We start from the raw sequence: 19,890 nt of genomic DNA, 5'->3' as shown, positions 1-19,890 counted from the left end.
GAGCAGGCGGTTGAGGATGTTCCGCACCCGGCGCTTCTGGTTTTCCTCAGGGGTTATGCGGCCAGGCGCCGGCTTGATGATCCGGCTCTCGCGCCGCTCAGCCTCGGCCGCCTGGGCTTCAGCCTCCCTCGCCGCCTCGCGGGCGTCACGCGAAGCATCCCGATCCAGCTTGAAGCTCAGCGCCAGCGTCAGGCGCACGGTGCGCGAGGTCTTGTGGAAGGCTTCGGTGAGGAGCGCCCGCTCTTCCGGCGTCTCCGCCGCACGGGCCTGCACCGCCAGGTCACGGGCCAGCATCAGGCCGAGCTCTGCGAGCTCGCCCAGGATCTGCTCGGCTCTCTCGCGCTTGGTGGTGTCCGGTGTCATAGAACAAAACAGGAACATACATCGAGCCCAAAGTCAAGGATTTTCGTACATCGACCGGAGTCTCCACGGCGCTGCAACGCCTGGGAGAGCAGCGGCCTAAACAGACTCTGCCTTAAATCTCATGCCGGCCAGTCTGCCTTGGGGCCTCGGCTTCTCAAGGACGCGCCGAACGCGCGCCGCATGGCGGCCGGCCAGGGGCCGGTCCTTGACAAGCCGAGGCCCCAAGGCTCGCATCATCCATGAGATCGAAGGGGCGCTCCGCGCGGGTGCGCCGGGGACCGGACTCGATGGCTGTTCGCGATGGGTGGAAAGCGGAATCTCCTCTCCCAAGCGCGGCAGCGCTGTGGGAGAGGCCGGGAGAGGGCGGCGCGGCCGTCAGATCACCCGCTGGCTTGGACCCAATCATCCTTAAAGCGCCAACGGGTCCAAGGATGCGGCGGCTCAAAACGCCGGCGCCGCCCTCGCCCGGCCTCTCCCACGATGCTGCCGCATCTGGGAGAGGAGCAAACGTCCGCAATGGGTCGGTTTCGGACATCACCGGATGGGCAGTTGAGGGCGTCAGATTCCATACGGCCGGTAGGGGCCGAAGATCAGTTGTTCGAAGACGCCGATGCCGGTCTGGGGCGTCTCGCCCGGAAGCTCGAGCGTGACGTCGGAGATCGCCTGGATGTGCCAGTTCTCCGGCGCGGCCAGGTCGGCGGCGGCGAGGTCGAGGTCTTCGCGCCCGACCGCAAGTTCGCCCTTCAGGGCGCCGTGGCGCCATTCGCCGCCGTAGCCGATACCGCGCATGAGGAAGACGGCCCCGGGCGCCTCCAGCGGCTTGATCGAGATGCTGGCCTCGCCCTGGGCCAGGGGGATCTTCAGGGTCCCGCCGAGCGCATGGCGCGTGCCCGGCTTCAGGGCGACGTCCTCCATGCGCGGCGCGTCGGCGTGCCAGCCCTCCTCCGGGCCTGCGCCGTCCGGCAGGATGACGGCGCGGGTGTTCCAGGGCCTGCCCTCGTGGTCGGCGTTGACGTGGAAGAACACCGAGCGGTCGGCGAAATTCAGCGGCGCCCACTGCCAGAAGAAGCTGGGGATGAGGCCTGGGTTCGGCGTCGACTGGGAGTCCGGCGCGCCCACCGGGCGGATGCCCCAGGAGCGGTCGCGGGTGCCGGTCCAGCCGGACCCCAGCGCACGGCGCTCGCCGTCCACCTCGGTCCAGCCGCTGACCCGCACGTTCTGGGTGAGCCGCGTGTAGTCCATGAACACCCGCGGGCCATTGCGGCGCATGAAGCGCGGCTCCTCGATCGGGAAGGCGCGGCCTTCGAAGGTGAGCTCGCAGGCGAGGCCCTCGGCCTTTTCCAGGGTCACGCGCAGCCTCTGCAGCGGCTCCAGCACCTCGATGCGGATCGGGCCGACCGACAGGTCCATCCGCTCCATGCGCAGGATCTTCGAGGCATGCAGGCAGTATTCCTTGCCGTCGCGGATGATCGCCACATGGGCGTCGGCGACGTTCAGCGCCGGATAGACCCCGAAGGCCACGGCCACGAACGCGCTGCCGTCCGGCGCATAGCCGTTGAAGAAGTAGCGGTCGTAGAAATTCCGGTCCGAACCCGCATAGGCGATGGGCTCCGGCGTCTGGTGGATCGGAAAGTCGTCACCCTTGGTCAGCATCCGTCGCTCTCCCTTCCGCGCCGTCACGCTTGCGGCCCGACGGATGGGCGTATCAACTGCGCGCGACAGCCAGAACACAAGCTCCGGCTGCATCGGGTCCAGGATCAGGAGGAGTCGACGATGAGCGTCATGACCGCCACGGACCACCGCATCCCGCAGGCCCAGGCCGACAGCCTTTGCCAGCCGGGCGCCTATGCCGACGGGCAGATCTTCGAGACCTACCGCTGGCTGCGCGCCAACGAGCCGTTCGGGGTGGCCAAGGTCGACGGCGTCGACCCGTTCTGGGTGGCGACCCGGCATGCCGACATCCTGGAGATCAGCCGCCAGAACGACCTGTTCCACAACGGCGACCGCTCGCCGACGCTCACCACCCAGGAGGTGGACGCCAAGGTCCGCGCCATGATGGGCGGCAGCCCGCACCTACTGCGCACCCTGATCCACATGGATGCGCCGGACCATCCGAAGTACCGCATCCTGACCCAGGCCTGGTTCATGCCGCAGAACCTGAAGCGGCTGGAGGACCAGATCCGGGTGATCGCCAAGGCGGCGGTGGCGAAGATGGCGGCCCGGACCGACGCGAACGGGGTCGGCCATTGCGACTTCGTCCAGGAGGTCGCCCTGCACTATCCGCTCAGGGTCATCATGAGCATCATGGGCGTGCCCGAGGAAGACGAGCCCCGGATGCTGAAGCTCACCCAGGAGCTGTTCGGCGCCGCCGACCCCGAGCTCGCCCGCGACGCCGGCACGCCGCCGGAAGAGCGCGAGTTCGACTTCGGGGTGATCATCGACTTCTCGAACTATTTCCGCGCGCTGTCGGAGACCAAGCGGGCGGACCCCAAGGACGACCTCGCCACCCTGATCGCCACCAGCCAGATCGACGGCCAACCGATCAGCGACCTGGAGGCGATGAGCTACTACATCATCGTCGCCACCGCCGGGCACGACACCACCTCGTCGTCCACCGCCGGCGCGCTCTGGGCCCTGGCCGAGCGGCCGGGCGAGCTCGCCAAGCTGAAGGCCGACCCCTCGCTGATCCCCGGCCTGGTGGACGAGAGCATCCGCTGGATGACCCCGGTGAAGACCTTCATGCGCACGGCGACGGCCGACACCACCATCGCCGGCCGCGACCTGAAGAAGGGCGACTGGCTGATGCTCTGCTACGCCTCCGGCAACCGCGACGAGGCGGTGTTCGAGGCGCCCGACGAATTCCGCGTCGACCGCAAGCCGAACAAGCACCTGGCCTTCGGCTATGGCGCGCACCTGTGCCTGGGCCAGCACCTGGCGAAGATGGAGATGCGCATCCTGTGGGAGGAGCTGATCCCCAGGCTGTCGGAGCTGGCGCTCGACGGGACCCCGGCGATGAGCGAGGCGGTGTTCGTCAACGGCCCCAAGCGCCTGCCGATCCGCTTCAAGATGAGCTGAGCGGTTTGGCTGGGCCGTCGACTCAGCTCCTCCCCCGAAGGGGACACTTCGGGGGAGGGGAACCGCGAAGCGGTGGAAGGGGCGCTGGCCCAGGCGCGGCGCACGCCCCCTCCGTCACCTTCGGCGACACCTCCCCCGCATGCGGGGGAGGAGCGTGTTTCAGATGACCGACCACCCCCTGGCCCCCAGGATCGCGGCCTATGTCGCGGGCAAGATGCCGGACGCCACGGGCGTGGCGGTGGCGGACGTCGAGCGCATTTCCGGCGGGGCGTCGCGGGAGACCTATCGATTCCGGCTGACCTGGACTGAGGACGGTGAGGCCCGCGAGCGGCGGCTGATCCTGCGGCGCGACCCGCCGGCCAGCCTGATCGACACCGAGCGGCGGGTGGAGTTCGCGGCCTACGGCGCCTTCCATGGCTCGGCGGTCCCGGCGCCGCAGATGCTGTGGCTGGAGGAGGGTTCCGAAGCGCTCGACCACCCATTCTTCATCGCCGAGGAACTGGTGGGCTTCCAGGCCGCGCCGCAGACCCTGTTCGCCGGCGGCTACGACGCGTTGCTGCCGAAGGTGGCGGAGCGGAAGTGGACGATCCTGGGCGAGATCGCCAAGGCCGACCCGGCGGCGCTGGGCCTGACAGGCGTGATGGACGCCCCGGCGCTGGACGCCTGCTGGCGGCGCGAGCTCGACCACTGGGAAGCCGTCTTCGACAAGGAAACCTTGGGCAAAGAGGGGGCCGAGCCGCAGCCGATCGCCCGGGCCGCCATCCGCTGGCTGCGCGCCCACCCGCCGCCGCCGGCGCAAAAGCTCAGCGTCGTCCATGGCGACTATCGCACCGGCAACTTCCTCTACGACGAGGCCGGCGAGATCCGCGGCGTGCTGGACTGGGAGATGGCCCACCTGGGCGACCCGCTGGAGGACCTGGCCTGGGGCTTCAACCCGATCTGGGAGTTCGGCCGGGGCCTGGCCGGCGGGCTCGCGAGCCAGGCCGACGCCATCGCCATCTGGGAGCGGGCCAGCGGCCTTGCGGTCGATCCGATCGCCCTGCACTGGTGGATGCTGTTCAACTGCGTGAAAGGCCAGGGCATCTGGGTGGGGTCGGCCCGCGCCTTCATCGACGGCGGCAACAGGGAGCCGATCCTGGTCTATGCGGCCTGGTGGCTGCTGAACGCCCAGGACCGGGCGATCCTGAAAGTGATGGGCAAGCTATGACGCCGGAGGTTCCGTCGGTCCTGTCCGAACTCGCGGGCCTTTTGCTCCGCAACGCCGATCCGGACACGCCGGCCGGCGAGCGGGCGAACGCGCTCACGCTTTGCGCGATGATCCTGGCGGTGGCCGCCGAGGTCTGGGACGACGCGGCCGACATCCTGGTCAAGGAGAACCGCAGCTTCTGGTCGCTCATCCAGACGGGCGCCAGGCTCGTCGCCGACCCGGCCCTGGCCGCGGACCTGGCGGCCTTCCCGGCCTTTGCGGAGGACGACTACCGGCTCTCCGCGCTCGGCGCCTACAATAGCCGGGCGCGCGGCCTGATCATTCGGCTGCACGCGGCCCTGGAGGATGATGTGCGCGACGAGGCCGACACGGTCTATCGGACGATCTGGGCGCTGCTGGTGGCCTCCACCGAGCGGCGCAAGCTGTCGATGGCGCCGGTCTGAGCGCGCGCCATGGCTTCCCAGAAGGACATCGACAACCGCATCCCGATCACCGGCGCCCTGATGCTGGCGACGCTGATGAACACCCTGGACCAGACCATCGCCAACGTCGCCCTGCCGCACATCCAGGGCAGCGTCTCGGCGTCCCAGGACCAGATCGTCTGGGTGCTGACCAGCTACATCATCGCCGCGGCGATCATGACGCCGCTCTCAGGCTGGCTGTCGATGAAGATCGGCCGCAAGACCATGCTGCTGGCCTCCATCGCGGGGTTCACGGGCGCCTCGGTGCTGTGCGGCATCGCCACCAGCCTGCCGGAGATCGTCATCTTCCGCCTGTTGCAGGGCATCGCCGGCGCCTCGCTGATCCCGCTCAGCCAGACGGTGATGCTGGACCTCTATCCGCAGAAGATGATCCCGCGGGTGATGAGCATCTGGAGCGCGGCGGTGATCCTGGGGCCGATCGTCGGCCCGACCCTGGGCGGCTGGCTGACCGAGGACTTCTCCTGGCGCTGGGTGTTCTACATCAACGTGCCGATCGGCATCCTGGCCTTCGTGGGCCTGTGGACCTTCATGGACGCCGACGCCGGCGGGCGGCAGCGGCCGTTCGACTTCCTGGGCTTCAGCGCGCTGGTGCTGTTCATCGCCGGCTTCCAGCTGATGGTCGACCGCGGCCCCACCGAGGACTGGTTCGATTCCAAGGAGGTCTGGATCGAGTGCGCCATCGGCGCGGCCGGCGCCTTCGTGTTCATCGTCCAGACCATGACCGCCGAGCACCCGTTCTTCCACCGGGACCTGGCGAAGGACACCAACTACGTCGCCACGACGATCTTCTCGCTGACCACCATGGTGCTGCTGTTCTCCTCCAGCGCGCTGTTGCCCTCGATGATGCAGAACCTCCTGGGCTATTCGGCCCTGCAGGCGGGCGTGGCGTCGATGACCCGTGGCGTCGGCTCGCTGATCGCCTTCCTGTCGGTGCCGTTCCTGGTCGGGCGGTTGGGCCCGCGCCGGGTGCTGTTCGTCGGCATCATGCTGTCGGCCTTCGCCATGTGGCAGATGGGCCAGTTCGACCTTTCGATGACCGCCGGCCCCATCGAATGGGCGGGCTTCATCCAGGGCCTGGGAACCGGCCTGCTGTTCGCCCCGCTCAACACGCTCGCCTACGCCAAGCTCGCGCCGATCCATCGTACCGAGGGCACCATCGTCTCGACCATGGCGCGGTCCATCGGCTCCAGCGCCGGCATATCGGTGGTGCAGGCGATCCTGATCCGCGACGCCACCCTGGCCCACGCACGGCTGGCCGAGCATGTGACGGTGACCGACCCGGTGCTGCGCTGGAGCCTGCCGCAGATGTTCAGCCTGTCCGGCCCGGGCCTCAGCATCCTGAACGGCGAGGTGACCCGCCAGGGGACCATGATCAGCTATGACGCGGTGTTCGGCGCCCTGGGGGTGCTGGCGCTGCTGATGGCCCCGGCGCTGCTGATCCTGAAGCCGCCGCCGGCCCAGCCCGCAGCGGCCAAGACCGGCGCCGATGAGGAAGAGCCGCCGGTCCGCCACGAGGTGGCGATCGACTAAGATCATTCCTTCGGACCGTCATGGCCGGGCTTGTCCCGGCCACCCATGAACACCGATGTCGGAGCTGGCGCCGCAACACCTGAGTTCGTGGATCCCCGGCACAAGGCCGGGGATGACGATCCTATGGGAGGGAAGGCTCTAGCCGTGGGCGGCGCGGCTGTCGGCGGGCGCCTGCCTGCGCGCGGTCATGCCGTAGTCGCGCACCACGCTGGCCACCCGGATCCGGTAGTTGGCGAAGACGCCGGCGCGGCCCTTGGCCTGGGCGCGCCGGTGCGGCCGCATCCCGCGCCAGGCGGCGACCGCGGCCTCGTCGCGCCAGAACGACAGCGACAGCAGCTTGCCCGGCGTGGACAGGCTTTCGAACCGCTCGATGGAGATGAAGCCGTCGATCTCGGCCAGCCAGGGTTTCAGCTCGGCGGCCAGGTCCAGATATTCCTGGCGTCCGTCGGGCGAGGGCTCGCCCTCGAAGATCACGGCGATCATCGGCGCACCCTCACTTGCGCACGGCGGTGAGGAAGGTCCGCGTCTCCTCCAGGATGCATTTGGTATCCTGGACGAACTTGAAATTGGCCAGCGAGGCGGCGTCCTGGCGCAGGCGGCCCTTGTAGGTCTCGTAGGAGGCCAGGCAGTCGAAGCCGATCATCGCCAGGGCGATGTTGTTGGTCCCCTCGTGCGGCATGAAATAGCCCAGCAGCTCGCCGCCCATCTGCGGGATGATGGTCAGCCAGCGCCGCGCGTAGGTCTCGAAATCGTCGCGCTTGTAGGGATCGATCACGTAGCGGATGCAGCAGACGACGTTCTGGCTCATTGGGGCTCCCTGACGGCTTTGGCGGACCTAAGAGCCCTTCCCTAGACCCAACCGCCGCGCAAAGGCTTCGACCGCGGTCGAAGCTTGCCCCCTGGGCGGATCGGCCGACGCGGCCTAGGATCGAAGCATGAAGGCCAAGCGCTCATGAAAGTAGGTCCCGACATTTCCGTCGTCGCCTCGCTGCTGGGCGACCCGGCGCGGGCCAACATGGTGGTCGCCATGTCGGCCGGCCAGGCGCTGACCGCCGGCGAGCTGGCGCGCGAGGCGGGCGTCACCGCCCAGACCGCCAGCTCGCACCTGGCCAAGCTGGCCGCCGCCGGGCTGATCGAGGGCCGCAAGCAGGGCCGCCACGTCTACTATTCGCTGAGCGGTCCGGACGTGGCCGGGGTGATCGAGGCGCTGTCCGGGCTCGCCGCGCGGACCGGCCACACCCGGGTGCGCACCGGACCCAAGGAGCCGGCGCTGCGCCGCGCGCGGGTCTGCTACGACCACCTGGCCGGCGACCTGGGCGTGGCCATGCTGGACAACCTGGTGCATCGCGGGATGATCGTGGGCTCCGGCGAGAGCCTGGTGCTGACCAAGGACGGCGAGGCCTTCATGACCGCGCTCGGCCTGGACCTCGCGGCCCTCGCCGCCCTGCGCCGGCCGCTGTGCAAGGGCTGCCTGGACTGGAGCGTGCGCCGCAGCCACCTGGCGGGCGCCCTCGGCGCGGCCCTGCTGAAGCGCTTCTTCGCCCTGGGCTGGGCGCAGCGCGAGCCCGGCACGCGCATCGTCGCCTTCAGCCCCCGCGGCCTGGAGGCGTTCCGCGAGATCTTCGGGGTCGCCGAGCCGGCAGAGGCGACGGCCTAGCCGCCACGACCGATCCTGGCCGCCAGGGCGCTGACGGCCGCCTCCGGCCTCATCTCGTTCAGGGGGATCGGAACGTCGGGAATCACGCCGCGCCTGCAGCCCCTTCCCGACGGGCGGGTGTAGGCGATGACCGGGGAGCTTGCCGAGAGGCCTGTCCTGGGGAGGTCGATACGCTTGACCTGTCCGGTCTGGCAGGAAAAGGCCGCCGTCTCTTCCCCGGCGATCTTGGCCAGGCCGAAGTCCTGCGCCGCGACCAGGAACTGGATCGTCGCCGAATAGCTGTAGGGCCCGCCCAGGATATAGACCGGCCCGTCGAAGCGGATGGGATCGACGGGCGGCGGCGTGAAGCGCTTGTCGTAGTCCGAACTCTGGATCGAGCCGACCACATCGTTCGGGCCGGCGTTGTCCTTGGTGACACGGGTCACATAGTGCGAGAGCTGGACATAGGGCTTGGTGGTGAAGTGGTTCACCAGGTCCTGCTGCCAGAGCGGGTCATCGCCGCCGCCGTTCTCGCGGACGTCGATGATCAGGGCCCGGACGCCTCGCGCCTTGAAGGCGGCGAAGGCGGTTTGCGTGACCTGGTCGAGGGCCGCTTTCTGACCCGGATCGAAGGCGTCCACGCGCAGGTAGCCGATGTCGCCGGGCAGCACGCGCCACCCGAAAAGCTCCTGGGCGTCAGGCCGCGACTGGAGCGCTTCGGGTAGGGTCGTTCCGCCCGGCGCCCTGATCCGCACCAGGCAGTTGTTGCGGGCCGCGCGCACGACGAGGTCGTAGCGGCCGGTGTCGCCGTAGAGATAGTGGAAGAGCATGGCGAAACGGCGTTCCAGGAAGGCGCGCTGGAAGCCCCGCGTGTCGCCGATCGAGCGGGACATCATGGCGGCGACCATCTGTCCGGCGCTGTGGCCGTTGATCGAAACGACCTGATCGCCCCTCTCGACCCCGACCCCCGAGGCGGCCGTGAACACCCGAAGCGATCGGTCCGGGGCGAAGCGCACCTCGATCGGCACGACCCGGCCGCCGGCCTTGAGGTAGGCCTCCAGCGCCCCACGGTAGTCCGGCATCTGCACGCCGGCATGCGCATCGTGCAGGTAGGGGTTCAGCTTCGCGAAATGCAGCCAAGCCTCCCTGCGGCTCATCGGCCGGTCAAGCTCGCTGCGGATCCGCGCGGCCGCATCGGTCAGCCTGGGCATGTCGGAGCGGATGGACAGGTCCGGGTTCAGCGCCCGCATGCCCGCCATCCAGGCGTCGAAGTCGGCGACCAGATCGGGCTGGGAAATGACCGGGCCGTCGTCGAACCGGGCCGGCGGCAAGGCGCCTTGCAGGGCTGACGGGCCTGGGCAGGCGGCGTTGGACGCGGGCTCCGCTGCCGCAGGCAGCGCCGCGAGGCTGACGACCAAGCCAGCCAGAAGCCGCAACAGTCGTCTAGTCATGCGTGGTCTCCAGGGCCTGGCCAGGGTCTTCGATCTCCACTGGGCCCACCTCCAGCAGGCGTCTGCTGAACGGCTTGACGCGCAGGCGCTCGATCGCCTCCTCCAGGGCGGCGACCAAGTCCTGGCCCATCTCCTCGAAAAGGCGCCGCATCACCTCGGCTTCGCGCACGGTGGCGGCCTCGATAAGCTTGGCGTCGGCCCGCCCCGTCGGGGTCAACCGATAGGGCTTGCGCCGTCCGTCCACCGGATCGTCGAACCGCTCGATCAGGCCCAATTGCTCCAGCGGCGCGAACCGCGCGGACACCAGCTGGTGGGACTGGTCGTCGATCCGGGCGATCTCGCTCAGGGTCGCCGGCCCTTGCCGATGGAGGAACAGGATCGCGGAGTGCGTGCGCGAGGGCGCCAGGATTCCCAGCCGATCGGCGTGGGCCTGGGTCTCCTCGCAGATGGCGTCGACCAGCCTCAGCGCGAAGTTCGAGACAAAGGCGGGGCGCAGGTCGCCCAGGTAGCTCAGGGTTGGGGACAAAGGGCCCAATCGGCATCTCCATCAGTTACGCAATTATTTGCACAACTGTTTGGATATCTCAAATTACCGATTGTTCAGGCGGCGGTTCGGTCAAGCGCGGCGTGACAAGTCCGTCCTGCTCGGCTTTGCTGGCCCCGCCGCCGATTTGGCGCGCCCAAGACACCACCTTGGCCCAAGCCATTTTCTCGATAGGGACGGATTTCACATGCCACCACGGATGTTGCCTGAGCCCACGCCGGAGACCCGGAATTTCTGGGAGGGCTGCAAGGCGGGCGAGCTTCGCCTGCAGCGCTGCACCGACTGCGACGGCGGCGCCTATTTCCCGCCCAGGCCGCTTTGCCCGCGCTGCGGCAGCCGCAAGGTCGAGGTGTTCAAGGCCTCGGGCGAGGCGGTGCTGTGGTCCTATGTGATCAACATGCGCCCGCGCCCGGACATGGGGACCGAGCCCTATGCCATCGCGGTGGTGAAGCTCTCCGAGGGGCCGACCATGATGACCAACATCGTCGACTGCCCGCAGACACCTGAAGCCTTGCAGCTCGACATGCCGGTCAAGGTCACGTTCTCGAAACAGAGCGACGACATCTCGCTCCCGTTCTTCCAACCGGCGGGAGCTTGAGGCCATGAAGCGCAAATCCATCGCGGTCGTCGGCGCGGCCGAGACCACCCAGATGGGCAGGATCCCCGACGTCTCGGTGATCGGCCTGCACGCGGACGCGGCGCTGAACGCGCTCGCCGACGCGGGCCTGAAGCCCAGCGATATCGACGGCGTGGCGACGGCGGGCATCAGCCCCGTCGAGCTCGCCCACTACATGGGTATCAGGCCGACCTACGCCGACGGCACCCAGGTCGGCGGCTGCTCCTTCATGCTGCACGTGCGCCATGCGGCGGCCGCGATCAACGAGGGCCTCTGCTCCACGGTGCTGATCACCCACGGCGAGAGCGGGAGGAGCCGCGTCGGCGCCGGCGGCTTCGGCCGTTCGGCCTCCAGCCTGATGGGCCAGTTCGAGATGCCCTACGGCCCGGCCGGCCCGCCGACCATGTTCACGATTCCGGTGCTCCGCTACCTGAAGGCCCGCGGCTACAGCGTCGAGGACCTGGCGCAGGTGGCGGTGGTGCAGCGCGAGTGGGCGGCGAAGAACCCGCGCGCCAGCTTCAAGGACCCGATCACCGTCGACGACGTGATGAAGGCCGACATGATCGCCTGGCCCTTCACCAAGCTGATGTGCTGCCTGGTGACCGACGGCGGCGGCGCGCTGATCCTGACCTCGGCGGACCGGGCCAAGGATTTCCCGCGCAAACCGGTCTACATCCTGGGCACGGGCGAGAGCGTCGAGACCCCGATGGTCAGCCAGATGTACGACTTCACCCAGTCGACGGCGTTCCGCATCAGCGGCAAGAAGGCGTTTGATGAGGCCGGCATCACCCACGCCGACGTCGACCACCTGATGATCTACGACGCCTTCGCCCACCTGCCGCTCTACGGCCTGGAGGACCTGGGCTTCTGCAAGGAAGGCGAGGCGGCGGGCTTCGTCCGCGACCGCAATACCGCGATCGGAGGCAAGCTGCCGCTGAACACCAACGGCGGCGGCCTCTCCTACATGCACTCCGGCATGTACGGCATGTACGCCCTGCAGGAGAGCGTGCGGCAGCTGCGCGGCATCGCGCCCGCCCAGGTGCCCGGCGCCAAGGTCAGCATCGCCCACGGCGTCGGCGGCATGTTCGCCGCGTCCGGGACGATCGTGTTCTCGAACGAGGCGCCGTAGCCGGGTGTCCTTCTCCCCCTGTGGGAGAAGACCATCCTGCGCAGGAGACGGATGAGGATTGCACGACCCCTCATCCGTCGCCCTTCGGACGACACCCTCTCCCGCAAGGGGAGAAGGGATCAGAACGCGTCGTGGTGGGACGCTTCACAAGAATGCCCGCTAACGACCCGTTGCGGCCATTCAAGCGGCTGACCGCCGAAGGTCCGCTCCTGACTCGAGGCGGAAGCTGGCAACGTCCGCTCATCGAACACGCCTGGGGCTTCGCGGGCTTGAGGTGATTGGGATCAGCGCTTCTCGCCCAGAGTCGGGTATGATACCCGTTCTTTGGTCGGACAGCATGCCCGACTCCGGAGGCTCGCCGTGCTGCTTGTCACGACCAGAATCGCCGCGAGCTTGACTGGACTGTCCACCGAACAGCTTCGTGAATGGTCGAGCCGGCGCGCCCTGATTCCCGCTGATATTCAGAAGCGAGGTCGCGGTTCGCCCGCACAATATAGCTGGCAGACGATCCTGATGCTTCGGATCGCATCGCTGCTCAAGGCTCGCTTTCACCTAGAACTGCACGCCCATCGTGGCCTTTTCCAACATATGCATGAGGCTCTTGTCGGTATCTCGTTTCTGAAGCTGTGGGGCGCTAGCCTGGCCATTTACGATACCGAGCATTGGGAAATTCTGGGGATCGGGGATGCTCAGCCGGTAGATGTCGATGCGATAGTCATTCAACTGAACCCACATCTTGAAGTGTTGGCCGGGCAGTTCGCGATGCCCAGGCCGCTGTCGTCCGCACAGCTTGAACTGTTCCCAGCGCGACTAATCGTCGATGATCGCGTCGGCATCGACGGTCGATCAGATCGCGGTGCGGATCGCATCGAGAAACGAAGGCGCGCATGAGTTCGGCCGCATTTCTTCGCGCGCTCAAGGCGACGGGCTATATCGGGCCTGAGGGGCAGCCTGCCCCCGGCTTGCTAACGACAGATGGGTTGGGAGCGGGGCGGCTCCGGTCAGTGATACGCAACATGCGCGTCGGGCTCCAGGCCGACGCCGTGTTCACTGCGCAGAGCACGCCGACCGCCATCTTTAAGGATGCTGGCGATACGGTTCCGAGCGAGTCGGACATCCGCCACTGGCACCAAATGGCCTGGAATATCGGTGTGGCGCCAGTGCTTTGGATCATCACCCCAACCGAGGTGCAGCTCTACAATTGCTATGCTTCTCCGTCCCAGGGGGGCGATGCGGGCAGCGCGGTGCGACCGCTCGACCGTTTCGATCTCAACGCCGACGATAGGCTCCAAGCACTGGACGCCATGTGCGGACGGTTGGCCACCGAGACGGGCGCCTTCTGGACCAGCGCGATCGGGCAACGGATCGATCGCCAGTATCGCGTCGACCGCGAGCTTCTCGAAGAAATCAATGCGCTTGAGCAGCGCCTAACGGCGCTGCCACCGTTGAAACGCGAGGCCATGCTGGACGGACCAGGTGAGAGCGCGGCCGCGCGTGACTTTTCCCAGCGGCTGATCGGCCGATGCATCTTTACCTGGTATCTGCTCGATCGGGGGCTCGCGCAGCAATTCCTCTCTGCCGAGTTGCAGCCTGATCTGAGCGCGCTGTTTGCGACGCCGGACAGCGCTTTCGCCTTGTTCGATTGGCTGCGTAGGACGTTCAACGGCGATCTATTCCCCATGGATGATCCCGGGGCCGAGCGCACACGCCTCGGACCCCAGCATCTTGCCCTCATTGGCGACTTCATCGAGGGCCGCAGCCTAGTTCCCGAGAATCATGGCCAAGGACGGCTGTTTCGCTTTCGCTTCGACGCCATCCCCGTCGACCTAATCAGCTCAATCTATCAGCAATTCGCGCGGTCGAGCGCCGAAGCCACAGCGCGTCTCCAGGGACTGCACTACACGCCGGTAGAGCTCGTTCATCTCACACTCGATCCCGTGTTCGAAGATCTGGCCGGCGACGCGCGCGTTATCGATCCCACCTGCGGGTCAGGCGCTTTCCTCGTCGAGGCGTTTCGCCGGCTCGTGTGGAAGCAATGCGGCGACGGCACCGCGTCGCGCGCGGTCGTGCGCAACATCCTTTATCGTCAGCTGTTCGGCATCGACATCAACGCGTCGGCCCTCGGGATCGCGGCGTTCAGCCTCTATCTTGCGGCGCTGGAGTTCGACGACGAACCCGTGCTCGACGTCGCAGACCTCAAGTTCCATCGTCTCGTCGGCACGACCTTGTTTGAAGCCGACACCGTCGGCGGCGAACTTCCCGCCGAAGTGACCGACCGACCGTTCGACGCGGTCGTCGGAAATCCGCCTTGGACGTTTGACAAGAGGCAGAGGGCAAAACCCCGCAAGACAAAAGGCGCTGTAGTGCCTCGTCCCCGGCGGAGTCCGGACTGGGCGTTCCTGGACGTGGCTGCCACGTTAGCAGGGGACAATGGCCGGCTTGGAATGGTGATGAAGGCGTCGCCATTCTTCTCAAGAGATGAGCATGCCATCGAAGCGCGCTCCGCCCTCCTCACTCGCGTGAAGCCCGCAGCCTTGGTCAATCTTTCCGCCCTACGGAAGGAGCATTTGTTCCCCGACGCGACCGGGCCTGCGCTGCTGATTTTCGCGCGTTGCGCCCTAATGCCCTCCGCGGACCAGTTGCTCGTGGGATCGATGCCATGGACGCCGGATTTCGTCCGCAATGGCCTGTTTCAGGTTGGGCCGAGCGAACTGCGCACCATTCCTCTAAGACGTATATTGCGCACTCCGGCGATGCTGAAGGCGGCCACCTTCGGAACCGCGCGAGACAGCTGGCTGGTTGAGAGGCTCGAGCGCGAATTTCCGAGGCTCCAGGACGTATTGAACGCCCTAGACGTCGCGCCGGAAAGGCGGGGTCAAGGCTATCAGGTCGAAGGCAGTCCCAACATGCCGCCTGATCACTTCTATAGGCTGAAGGTGCTTAGCCCGAGCGACTACACGCCGTTTCACGTCGACTCGGAGACGCTTCCCTTCTTCTCCGAGCCGACGCTGCACCGGGTCCGCAATGAGTCGATCTACTGTGGACCCTTGTTGCTCTGCCCAAAGGCGAGCTTCCAATCAGGTGCGGAGGAAGGCCGTTACAGTGCAGCACGGGTGGATCACGACGTGCTGTATACGGAGAGTTTCTACGGAATCTCCTTCGCGGAGTACGGACCCGAGTTCGCGCCGATCCTTTCGGGAATCCTCAATTCCTGTGTGACGACATTCCAATTGGCCTATGGCGGCGGGGCCTGGGGCCTCGAACGATCGACCGTCGAGCCTAAAGACCTTCTGTCGTTGCGCGTCCCAGACCTCCGAAATGCCGATCCAGCCCTTCTGGCTAAAATTGTCGAGGCGGAGGCGTACGCGGCGCGCGATCCGGTGGCCGACAGGTTGGAGCTACTCGATTCAGCTGTTGCGGACCTTTACGAGTTCGATCGGCACGAACTCGTACTCGCGCGAGAAAGCATAGAGCGAGCGCGCATGCTGATCTTCGAGGGCCGCAAGCGCCGTCGGTTGTTCGTGCGTCCGCCGAGCCGCGAGCCGCTACAAGCCTACGCGATGACGGTCGCGAGCGTGGTCGATGGATACCTACGGACCAAGGGGGCCCGTCACCTCCAGGCAGCCGTCTATTCGGCACCGCTCGTTGGCGCTAACTGGGCAGAAGGCGGGGGCGGGCTGACCGCGGTGCGGTTCCGAATGGACGCCGGTGCGCCGCCGCGCGAGCCGGCGATTGTGCTCGGTGAAGATGCTGAACTGGTTGCGTTGGCAGAGCAACTCAAGGGGTGGATGAAGTCGGACATACCCCCCTATCTCAATGAGCGACGTAACCTTAGGCTCTATCTTGGCGACAGCCTCTTCATGGTGAAACCGTCGGAGGTGCGCTACTGGACGCGGTCAGCCGGGCTGAACGATGCCGATGTGATCCTCGCAGATCACTGGCTCAAGTCGTCTCATGCAGCTCACGCCTGATCTGCCGGCGGGCCACCCGTCCTTCGACCTAGGAGCGGACGAGATCGACACAGTGATCGATCTGATCTGCCGGGGTGCGAGCGCCGCGCGCCCCGAGATGACACCGGGCCTTTTCGAGGTGCCCATGACGATCATTGTCCGCAAGGCCATGAAGCGCGTGAAGCGCGAACTTGGTCTAACCAATCTCGAAGTCGCCGGTGAGGTCGAGATCGACGACATGGCGACCACCGGCCCCGAACTCTTGGGAAGGATCGATATCACGCTGAAGTTCGCGCGGCAGTTCGGCGATGAGGACGACTATGTTGGGGTGGAGTGCAAGAGGGTCGGCGCTGGCAGTGCGTATAGCCAACTGAACACCCGCTACGTCACCGAAGGCGTAATCCGCTTCACGAACGGTCAGTATGCGGTTGGTCACGGATGGGGTTTCATGCTCGGCTACACCCTTGCTCTGCCCTCCGAGGCGATCATGACGGCCATCGATGCACGAATCCAACAGGACTATGGGAAAGGCTCCGCACTGGTCGCCGCGCCGGCACACGACGACGCCCTGTCAATTCATGAGGGGTCGCTGACGCGACCCGACGATACGACGATACGCCTGACGCATATCATGGTGGATATGACCCCGGCTGCCCCTGCGGCCAGTTAGCAGGGCCGATAGCGATGCTCGGCGGCCGACGGATGTCCGGAAGTCGCCCGGACCTCAAAGTCCGCATCTCTCGCAGAGCCGTCGTTTGTTGCGGTTCGATGCAAGCGTCCGCTTCCACCCCAATCTCCGACCTTTCGGCCGTTCACTCAGGCGGAGCGCTCCTAGGCGACGTCGCTGATCGCGTCCGGCTGGGCCGCGCCGCCGGCGCTCATGGCGTTCAGGATGCTTTCGATCAGCGCCTGGGCGTGGATCGGCTTGGACAGGTGCAGGTCGGCGCCGGCGTCCTGGCTGGAGCGGACATGCTCGTCGAGCGCGTTGGCGGTCAGCATGATCACCGGCGTGCGCGGCGTCTTGGTCTCACGCTCCCATTCGCGCAGCTGGGCGGTGGCCGACAGGCCGTCGAGCTCCGGCATCTGCATGTCCATCAGCACCACGTCGAAGCGCTCGGTCTTCAAGAGGTCTAGCGCCAGGCGGCCGTTCTCGACGATCACCGGGCTGACGCCGACCGATTCCAGGATCAGCTCGACCACCTTCTGGTTGGTGGGGTGGTCCTCGGCGACCAGCACGCGGGCGCCGGCGATATCCAGGTCCTGGGTGGTCTCGGCCTCGGCGGCGAAGGCTTCGCTGTCGATGCGCTCCAGGGGCGCATAGACCGAGAAGGTCGAGCCGTGGCCGGGGGTGGATTTCACCACGATGCGGCCGCCCATCAGCTCGATCAGCGAGCGGCTGATCGCCAGGCCGAGGCCCGTGCCGCCGAAGCGGCGGCGGATCGAGGCGTCGGCCTGTTCGAAGCGGCGGAACAGCCGGCGGCCAGTCTCCTCGTCGAAGCCGATGCCGGTGTCGGAGACCTGGAAGCGGACCTCGTCGCCGAAGGCGATCACCTCCAGGGCCACCTCGCCCTTTTCCGTGAACTTCACGGCGTTGGACAGCAGGTTCGACAGCACCTGGGTGATGCGCACCGTATCGCCCGCGTAATGGCCCTGGGCCTCCGGCGCCACCGACCAGCGGAAGGCGAGGTGCTTGGCTTCGGCCGAGGCGCGGTGCAGCTCGGCGATGTGGCTGACCAGCTTGTCCATGGCGAACTCGTCGCGGGCGAAGGTCACCTCGCCGGCCTCGATCTTCGAGAAGTCGAGGATATCGGTCAGCACGCGTTCGAGCAGGCGGCCGGACGAGGCGATGAGCTCTGAGAGCTCGCGGCCCTTGTCGGTGGTCTGCAGGCCCGCCAGGGTCTCGGAGACGGCGATCACCCCGTTCAGCGGGGTGCGCAGCTCGTGGCTCATGTTGGCCAGGAAGCGGGATTTCTCGGTATTGGCGCGCTCGAGCTGGGCGGTGCGCTCGCGCACGCGGTCCTCGAGCGAGGCCAGCACGGCCTCCACCTTCTCGCGCTCGGTGCGCAGCGAGGTGGCCAGCACGCCGATCTCGTCCTTGCGGGCTTCCACGTCGGCGACGTCCTGGCGCTCGCCGGCGCCGGCCGCGCAGGAGGCGGCCAGGCGCTCCACCGGGCGCACGATGCTGGAGCGGGCGAGCAGCACCACCGCCAGGGCCTGGATCAGCGAGGCGACCCCGCCGATCAGCAGCACCCAGGACGCCGAGCCCAGGGCCGAGGCCATCACATTGGCCTTGGGATAGGTCAGCAGCAGATACCAGTTGGGGCCGGAAAGCCGGCCGAAGGCGACGATCTGGCTGCCGTCCTTGCTTTCGATCACCCCGTGGTCGCGGCCGGTCGCCGCGGCGCGGGCGACGAGGTCGGTGAGGGCGAACTTCTTCTCGTAGGTCGCCAGGGTCTTCTCCGGCGCGTGGCCCTGGTCGGTGAAGCCGGGGTAGGCGATCAGCTCGCCCTTCTGGGTGGCGATCAGCGGCGAGGCGCCCGACGGCGTGTCCTTCAGCGCGCTCAGGAAGAAGTGGGTCAGCTCCATGGACGAGCCGAAGGCGCCGACGTAGCGGCCCTTCACATAGACCGGCGTCAGACAGGCGGTGGAGAGCCGCTTGCCCACCGCGTCCTGCACCAGCCGCTGCAGGTTGGTGCAGCGGGTCGCCCGCTCGGGGTCGAACTGCGGGGCGGTGAGCCGGGCCATCTCCTCCTGGGCCACCGACATGTCGGCCGGCGCGTCGTGCCGGTAGAAGGTCAGGTGGTCGGGCCGGTCGGGGCCGTACATCACCAGCCGGGTCGGGTCGGCGGTGAAGAAGTAGAAGTTGTCGTATTCGCGCCGGGCGGCCGGGCCGAAGGCGGCGACCAGGTCGAAGGAGGCGACCAGGGCGCGCATCTGGTCCGGCGTGGCTTCCCGCTCGCGGCTGAGGAAGGCGCCCATGCCGTAGATGTAGTCGCCGTCGCGCACGACGCCGTCGAAGTAGCGGTCGCGGCTGCGGCGCGTGCCGTCGCCCTTGGCCGGGAAATAGTCGTCCGCCAGGCGCTTCACATCGGCGTCGCTGAGCTTGGCCATGCGCTGCTGCAGCTCTTCGCCCGCGGCCTTGTGCAGGGTGGAGAGGTTGGTGAACTCGCGGTCCACATTGGAGCTGCGCTCCCGGACGTAGTCCGTGAGGTAGCCGATCTGGCGGTTCGACAGCTCACGCTCGAACACAACGAATGCGCCGACAGTGCCGAGCACCGTCATGATCAGCGACATCATGCCGACGCTGATCAGGAACCGACGCGAGAGGGACTTCATGGACCTGGAGGTTCTCCGCTAACCCACGGAGACTAAAGGGTGGAGGTTGAGCGCAGGTTTACGGCGTCAAGTTTGTGGCACGCGGCGTGTCGCCTTAAGGCCTTCCCGGCCCGCGCCGGCGGGATCACCGGTCGAACTTGGTGGCGAGCACGATCGAGGAGTTGGTCCGCTCCACGCCGGCCAGGGCGCCGATCTCATCGATCAGGCCGTCCATCTCGGCCACGCCGACAGCCTCCACCGAGGCGATCATGTCGGCCGGGCCGCTCACCGACTGCAGCCGGCGCACGCCGGGCATCCGCTTCAGCGCCGCGGTCACCGCGGCGGCCTGCTTGGGCTCGACCGTCAGCAGGACGAAGGCGTGGATCATCGCCGCTTCCCGCGCCTCGGAGAGCCGCACCGCATAGCCGGCGATCACGCCTGAGCGCTCCAGCCGCGCGAGCCGGCTCTGCACCGTGGTGCGCGACAGGCCGAGCGCGCGGGCCAGCTCCGCCACCGGCGCGCGGGCGTTGTGGCGCAGCCGCGCCAGCAGATGCTCGTCGAGATCGTCCATTTCGTCGAAACGCCGAATGCT

18 protein-coding genes are annotated in these 19,890 nt (G+C 67.2%); 10 read left to right on the top strand and 8 right to left on the bottom strand.

Annotated features, from left to right (window positions below; translation table 11 throughout):
• Positions 1 to 363 (bottom strand): hypothetical protein (locus tag VGL85_RS11610; protein ID WP_331589101.1); only part of this gene is annotated, 363 nt, incomplete at its 3' end.
• A 558-nt stretch (positions 364 to 921) separates the two neighbouring features.
• Complete coding sequence (locus VGL85_RS11605) at positions 922 to 2,016, bottom strand: hypothetical protein (RefSeq protein ID WP_331589100.1); 1,095 nt, start codon at positions 2,014 to 2,016, stop codon at positions 922 to 924.
• 120 nt (positions 2,017 to 2,136) lie between these two features.
• Between VGL85_RS11605 and VGL85_RS11600 the strand changes: the two genes are divergently transcribed.
• The 4 genes from VGL85_RS11600 to VGL85_RS11585 all read left to right on the top strand — a co-directional run bounded on the left by VGL85_RS11600 (position 2,137) and on the right by VGL85_RS11585 (position 6,657).
• Positions 2,137 to 3,438 carry a cytochrome P450 gene (locus tag VGL85_RS11600; RefSeq protein ID WP_331589099.1) on the top strand — a complete coding sequence of 434 codons (1,302 nt, stop codon included), beginning with the start codon at positions 2,137 to 2,139 and terminating at the stop codon, positions 3,436 to 3,438.
• Positions 3,439 to 3,601: 163 nt separating this feature from the next.
• On the top strand, positions 3,602 to 4,645 hold the full coding sequence (locus VGL85_RS11595) for a phosphotransferase family protein (RefSeq protein WP_331589098.1): 1,044 nt from the start codon (positions 3,602 to 3,604) through the stop codon (positions 4,643 to 4,645).
• A complete protein-coding gene (locus VGL85_RS11590) occupies positions 4,642 to 5,088 on the top strand; it encodes a hypothetical protein (RefSeq protein WP_331589097.1) in 447 nt (148 codons plus the stop codon). Before VGL85_RS11595 ends, VGL85_RS11590 begins: the two co-directional genes overlap by 4 nt.
• A gap of 9 nt (positions 5,089 to 5,097) precedes the next feature.
• Positions 5,098 to 6,657, top strand: coding sequence for a DHA2 family efflux MFS transporter permease subunit (locus tag VGL85_RS11585; protein WP_331589096.1), 1,560 nt, complete (start codon positions 5,098 to 5,100; stop codon positions 6,655 to 6,657).
• Between the two features lie 138 nt (positions 6,658 to 6,795).
• On the opposite strand, the gene VGL85_RS11580 is transcribed toward VGL85_RS11585, so the two are convergent.
• Positions 6,796 to 7,140 carry an antibiotic biosynthesis monooxygenase gene (locus VGL85_RS11580; protein ID WP_331589095.1) on the bottom strand — a complete coding sequence of 115 codons (345 nt, stop codon included), beginning with the start codon at positions 7,138 to 7,140 and terminating at the stop codon, positions 6,796 to 6,798.
• A gap of 10 nt (positions 7,141 to 7,150) precedes the next feature.
• Positions 7,151 to 7,465 carry an NIPSNAP family protein gene (locus VGL85_RS11575; protein ID WP_331589094.1) on the bottom strand — a complete coding sequence of 105 codons (315 nt, stop codon included), beginning with the start codon at positions 7,463 to 7,465 and terminating at the stop codon, positions 7,151 to 7,153.
• A gap of 144 nt (positions 7,466 to 7,609) precedes the next feature.
• Between VGL85_RS11575 and VGL85_RS11570 the strand changes: the two genes are divergently transcribed.
• Positions 7,610 to 8,314, top strand: coding sequence for a helix-turn-helix domain-containing protein (locus tag VGL85_RS11570; protein WP_331589093.1), 705 nt, complete (start codon positions 7,610 to 7,612; stop codon positions 8,312 to 8,314).
• Here the strand turns inward: VGL85_RS11570 and VGL85_RS11565 are convergent.
• Both VGL85_RS11565 and VGL85_RS11560 read right to left on the bottom strand, forming a co-directional pair.
• Positions 8,311 to 9,744 (bottom strand): S41 family peptidase, encoded by a 1,434-nt coding sequence (locus tag VGL85_RS11565; RefSeq protein ID WP_331589092.1) that lies wholly within the window; start codon positions 9,742 to 9,744, stop codon positions 8,311 to 8,313. The two genes, VGL85_RS11570 and VGL85_RS11565, sit on opposite strands and share 4 nt — an antisense overlap.
• Positions 9,737 to 10,279 (bottom strand): MarR family winged helix-turn-helix transcriptional regulator, encoded by a 543-nt coding sequence (locus VGL85_RS11560; protein WP_331589091.1) that lies wholly within the window; start codon positions 10,277 to 10,279, stop codon positions 9,737 to 9,739. Before VGL85_RS11560 ends, VGL85_RS11565 begins: the two co-directional genes overlap by 8 nt.
• A gap of 208 nt (positions 10,280 to 10,487) precedes the next feature.
• Between VGL85_RS11560 and VGL85_RS11555 the strand changes: the two genes are divergently transcribed.
• The 5 genes from VGL85_RS11555 to VGL85_RS11535 all read left to right on the top strand — a co-directional run bounded on the left by VGL85_RS11555 (position 10,488) and on the right by VGL85_RS11535 (position 16,653).
• Positions 10,488 to 10,886, top strand: a complete 399-nt coding sequence (locus tag VGL85_RS11555; RefSeq protein WP_331589090.1) for a Zn-ribbon domain-containing OB-fold protein — start codon at positions 10,488 to 10,490, stop codon at positions 10,884 to 10,886.
• Positions 10,887 to 10,890: 4 nt separating this feature from the next.
• On the top strand, positions 10,891 to 12,033 hold the full coding sequence (locus VGL85_RS11550; protein WP_331589089.1) for a thiolase C-terminal domain-containing protein: 1,143 nt from the start codon (positions 10,891 to 10,893) through the stop codon (positions 12,031 to 12,033).
• Positions 12,034 to 12,393: 360 nt separating this feature from the next.
• Positions 12,394 to 12,924: a hypothetical protein gene (locus VGL85_RS11545; RefSeq protein WP_331589088.1), complete on the top strand. Its 531-nt coding sequence runs from the start codon at positions 12,394 to 12,396 to the stop codon at positions 12,922 to 12,924.
• Positions 12,921 to 16,004 (top strand): HsdM family class I SAM-dependent methyltransferase, encoded by a 3,084-nt coding sequence (locus VGL85_RS11540; RefSeq protein WP_331589087.1) that lies wholly within the window; start codon positions 12,921 to 12,923, stop codon positions 16,002 to 16,004. Before VGL85_RS11545 ends, VGL85_RS11540 begins: the two co-directional genes overlap by 4 nt.
• Positions 15,988 to 16,653 (top strand): hypothetical protein, encoded by a 666-nt coding sequence (locus VGL85_RS11535; protein WP_331589086.1) that lies wholly within the window; start codon positions 15,988 to 15,990, stop codon positions 16,651 to 16,653. Before VGL85_RS11540 ends, VGL85_RS11535 begins: the two co-directional genes overlap by 17 nt.
• Before the next feature lie 161 nt (positions 16,654 to 16,814).
• Here the strand turns inward: VGL85_RS11535 and VGL85_RS11530 are convergent, their stop codons facing one another.
• Positions 16,815 to 19,319 (bottom strand): ATP-binding protein, encoded by a 2,505-nt coding sequence (locus VGL85_RS11530; RefSeq protein WP_331589085.1) that lies wholly within the window; start codon positions 19,317 to 19,319, stop codon positions 16,815 to 16,817.
• 124 nt (positions 19,320 to 19,443) lie between these two features.
• Positions 19,444 to 19,869 carry an Lrp/AsnC family transcriptional regulator gene (locus VGL85_RS11525; RefSeq protein WP_331589084.1) on the bottom strand — a complete coding sequence of 142 codons (426 nt, stop codon included), beginning with the start codon at positions 19,867 to 19,869 and terminating at the stop codon, positions 19,444 to 19,446.
• Between the last annotated feature and the right edge of the window lie 21 nt (positions 19,870 to 19,890).

Source organism: Phenylobacterium sp. (assembly GCF_036501465.1).
Classification (GTDB): domain Bacteria; phylum Pseudomonadota; class Alphaproteobacteria; order Caulobacterales; family Caulobacteraceae; genus Phenylobacterium.
Note: the sequence above shows the minus strand (reverse complement) of the source record. Positions and strands in the feature narration are given on the sequence as shown.

Excerpts from the sequence above, each read along its gene's own strand:
- VGL85_RS11605 (WP_331589100.1), bottom strand. The coding sequence starts at position 2,016 with ATGCTGACCAAGGGTGACGACTTTCCGATCCACCAGACGCCGGAGCCC.
- VGL85_RS11600 (WP_331589099.1), top strand. The coding sequence starts at position 2,137 with ATGAGCGTCATGACCGCCACGGACCACCGCATCCCGCAGGCCCAGGCC.
- VGL85_RS11595 (WP_331589098.1), top strand. The coding sequence starts at position 3,602 with ATGACCGACCACCCCCTGGCCCCCAGGATCGCGGCCTATGTCGCGGGC.
- VGL85_RS11590 (WP_331589097.1), top strand. The coding sequence starts at position 4,642 with ATGACGCCGGAGGTTCCGTCGGTCCTGTCCGAACTCGCGGGCCTTTTG.
- VGL85_RS11585 (WP_331589096.1), top strand. The coding sequence starts at position 5,098 with ATGGCTTCCCAGAAGGACATCGACAACCGCATCCCGATCACCGGCGCC.
- VGL85_RS11580 (WP_331589095.1), bottom strand. The coding sequence starts at position 7,140 with ATGATCGCCGTGATCTTCGAGGGCGAGCCCTCGCCCGACGGACGCCAG.
- VGL85_RS11575 (WP_331589094.1), bottom strand. The coding sequence starts at position 7,465 with ATGAGCCAGAACGTCGTCTGCTGCATCCGCTACGTGATCGATCCCTAC.
- VGL85_RS11570 (WP_331589093.1), top strand. The coding sequence starts at position 7,610 with ATGAAAGTAGGTCCCGACATTTCCGTCGTCGCCTCGCTGCTGGGCGAC.
- VGL85_RS11565 (WP_331589092.1), bottom strand. The coding sequence starts at position 9,744 with ATGACTAGACGACTGTTGCGGCTTCTGGCTGGCTTGGTCGTCAGCCTC.
- VGL85_RS11555 (WP_331589090.1), top strand. The coding sequence starts at position 10,488 with ATGTTGCCTGAGCCCACGCCGGAGACCCGGAATTTCTGGGAGGGCTGC.
- VGL85_RS11550 (WP_331589089.1), top strand. The coding sequence starts at position 10,891 with ATGAAGCGCAAATCCATCGCGGTCGTCGGCGCGGCCGAGACCACCCAG.
- VGL85_RS11540 (WP_331589087.1), top strand. The coding sequence starts at position 12,921 with ATGAGTTCGGCCGCATTTCTTCGCGCGCTCAAGGCGACGGGCTATATC.
- VGL85_RS11535 (WP_331589086.1), top strand. The coding sequence starts at position 15,988 with ATGCAGCTCACGCCTGATCTGCCGGCGGGCCACCCGTCCTTCGACCTA.
- VGL85_RS11530 (WP_331589085.1), bottom strand. The coding sequence starts at position 19,319 with ATGAAGTCCCTCTCGCGTCGGTTCCTGATCAGCGTCGGCATGATGTCG.
- VGL85_RS11525 (WP_331589084.1), bottom strand. The coding sequence starts at position 19,869 with ATGGACGATCTCGACGAGCATCTGCTGGCGCGGCTGCGCCACAACGCC.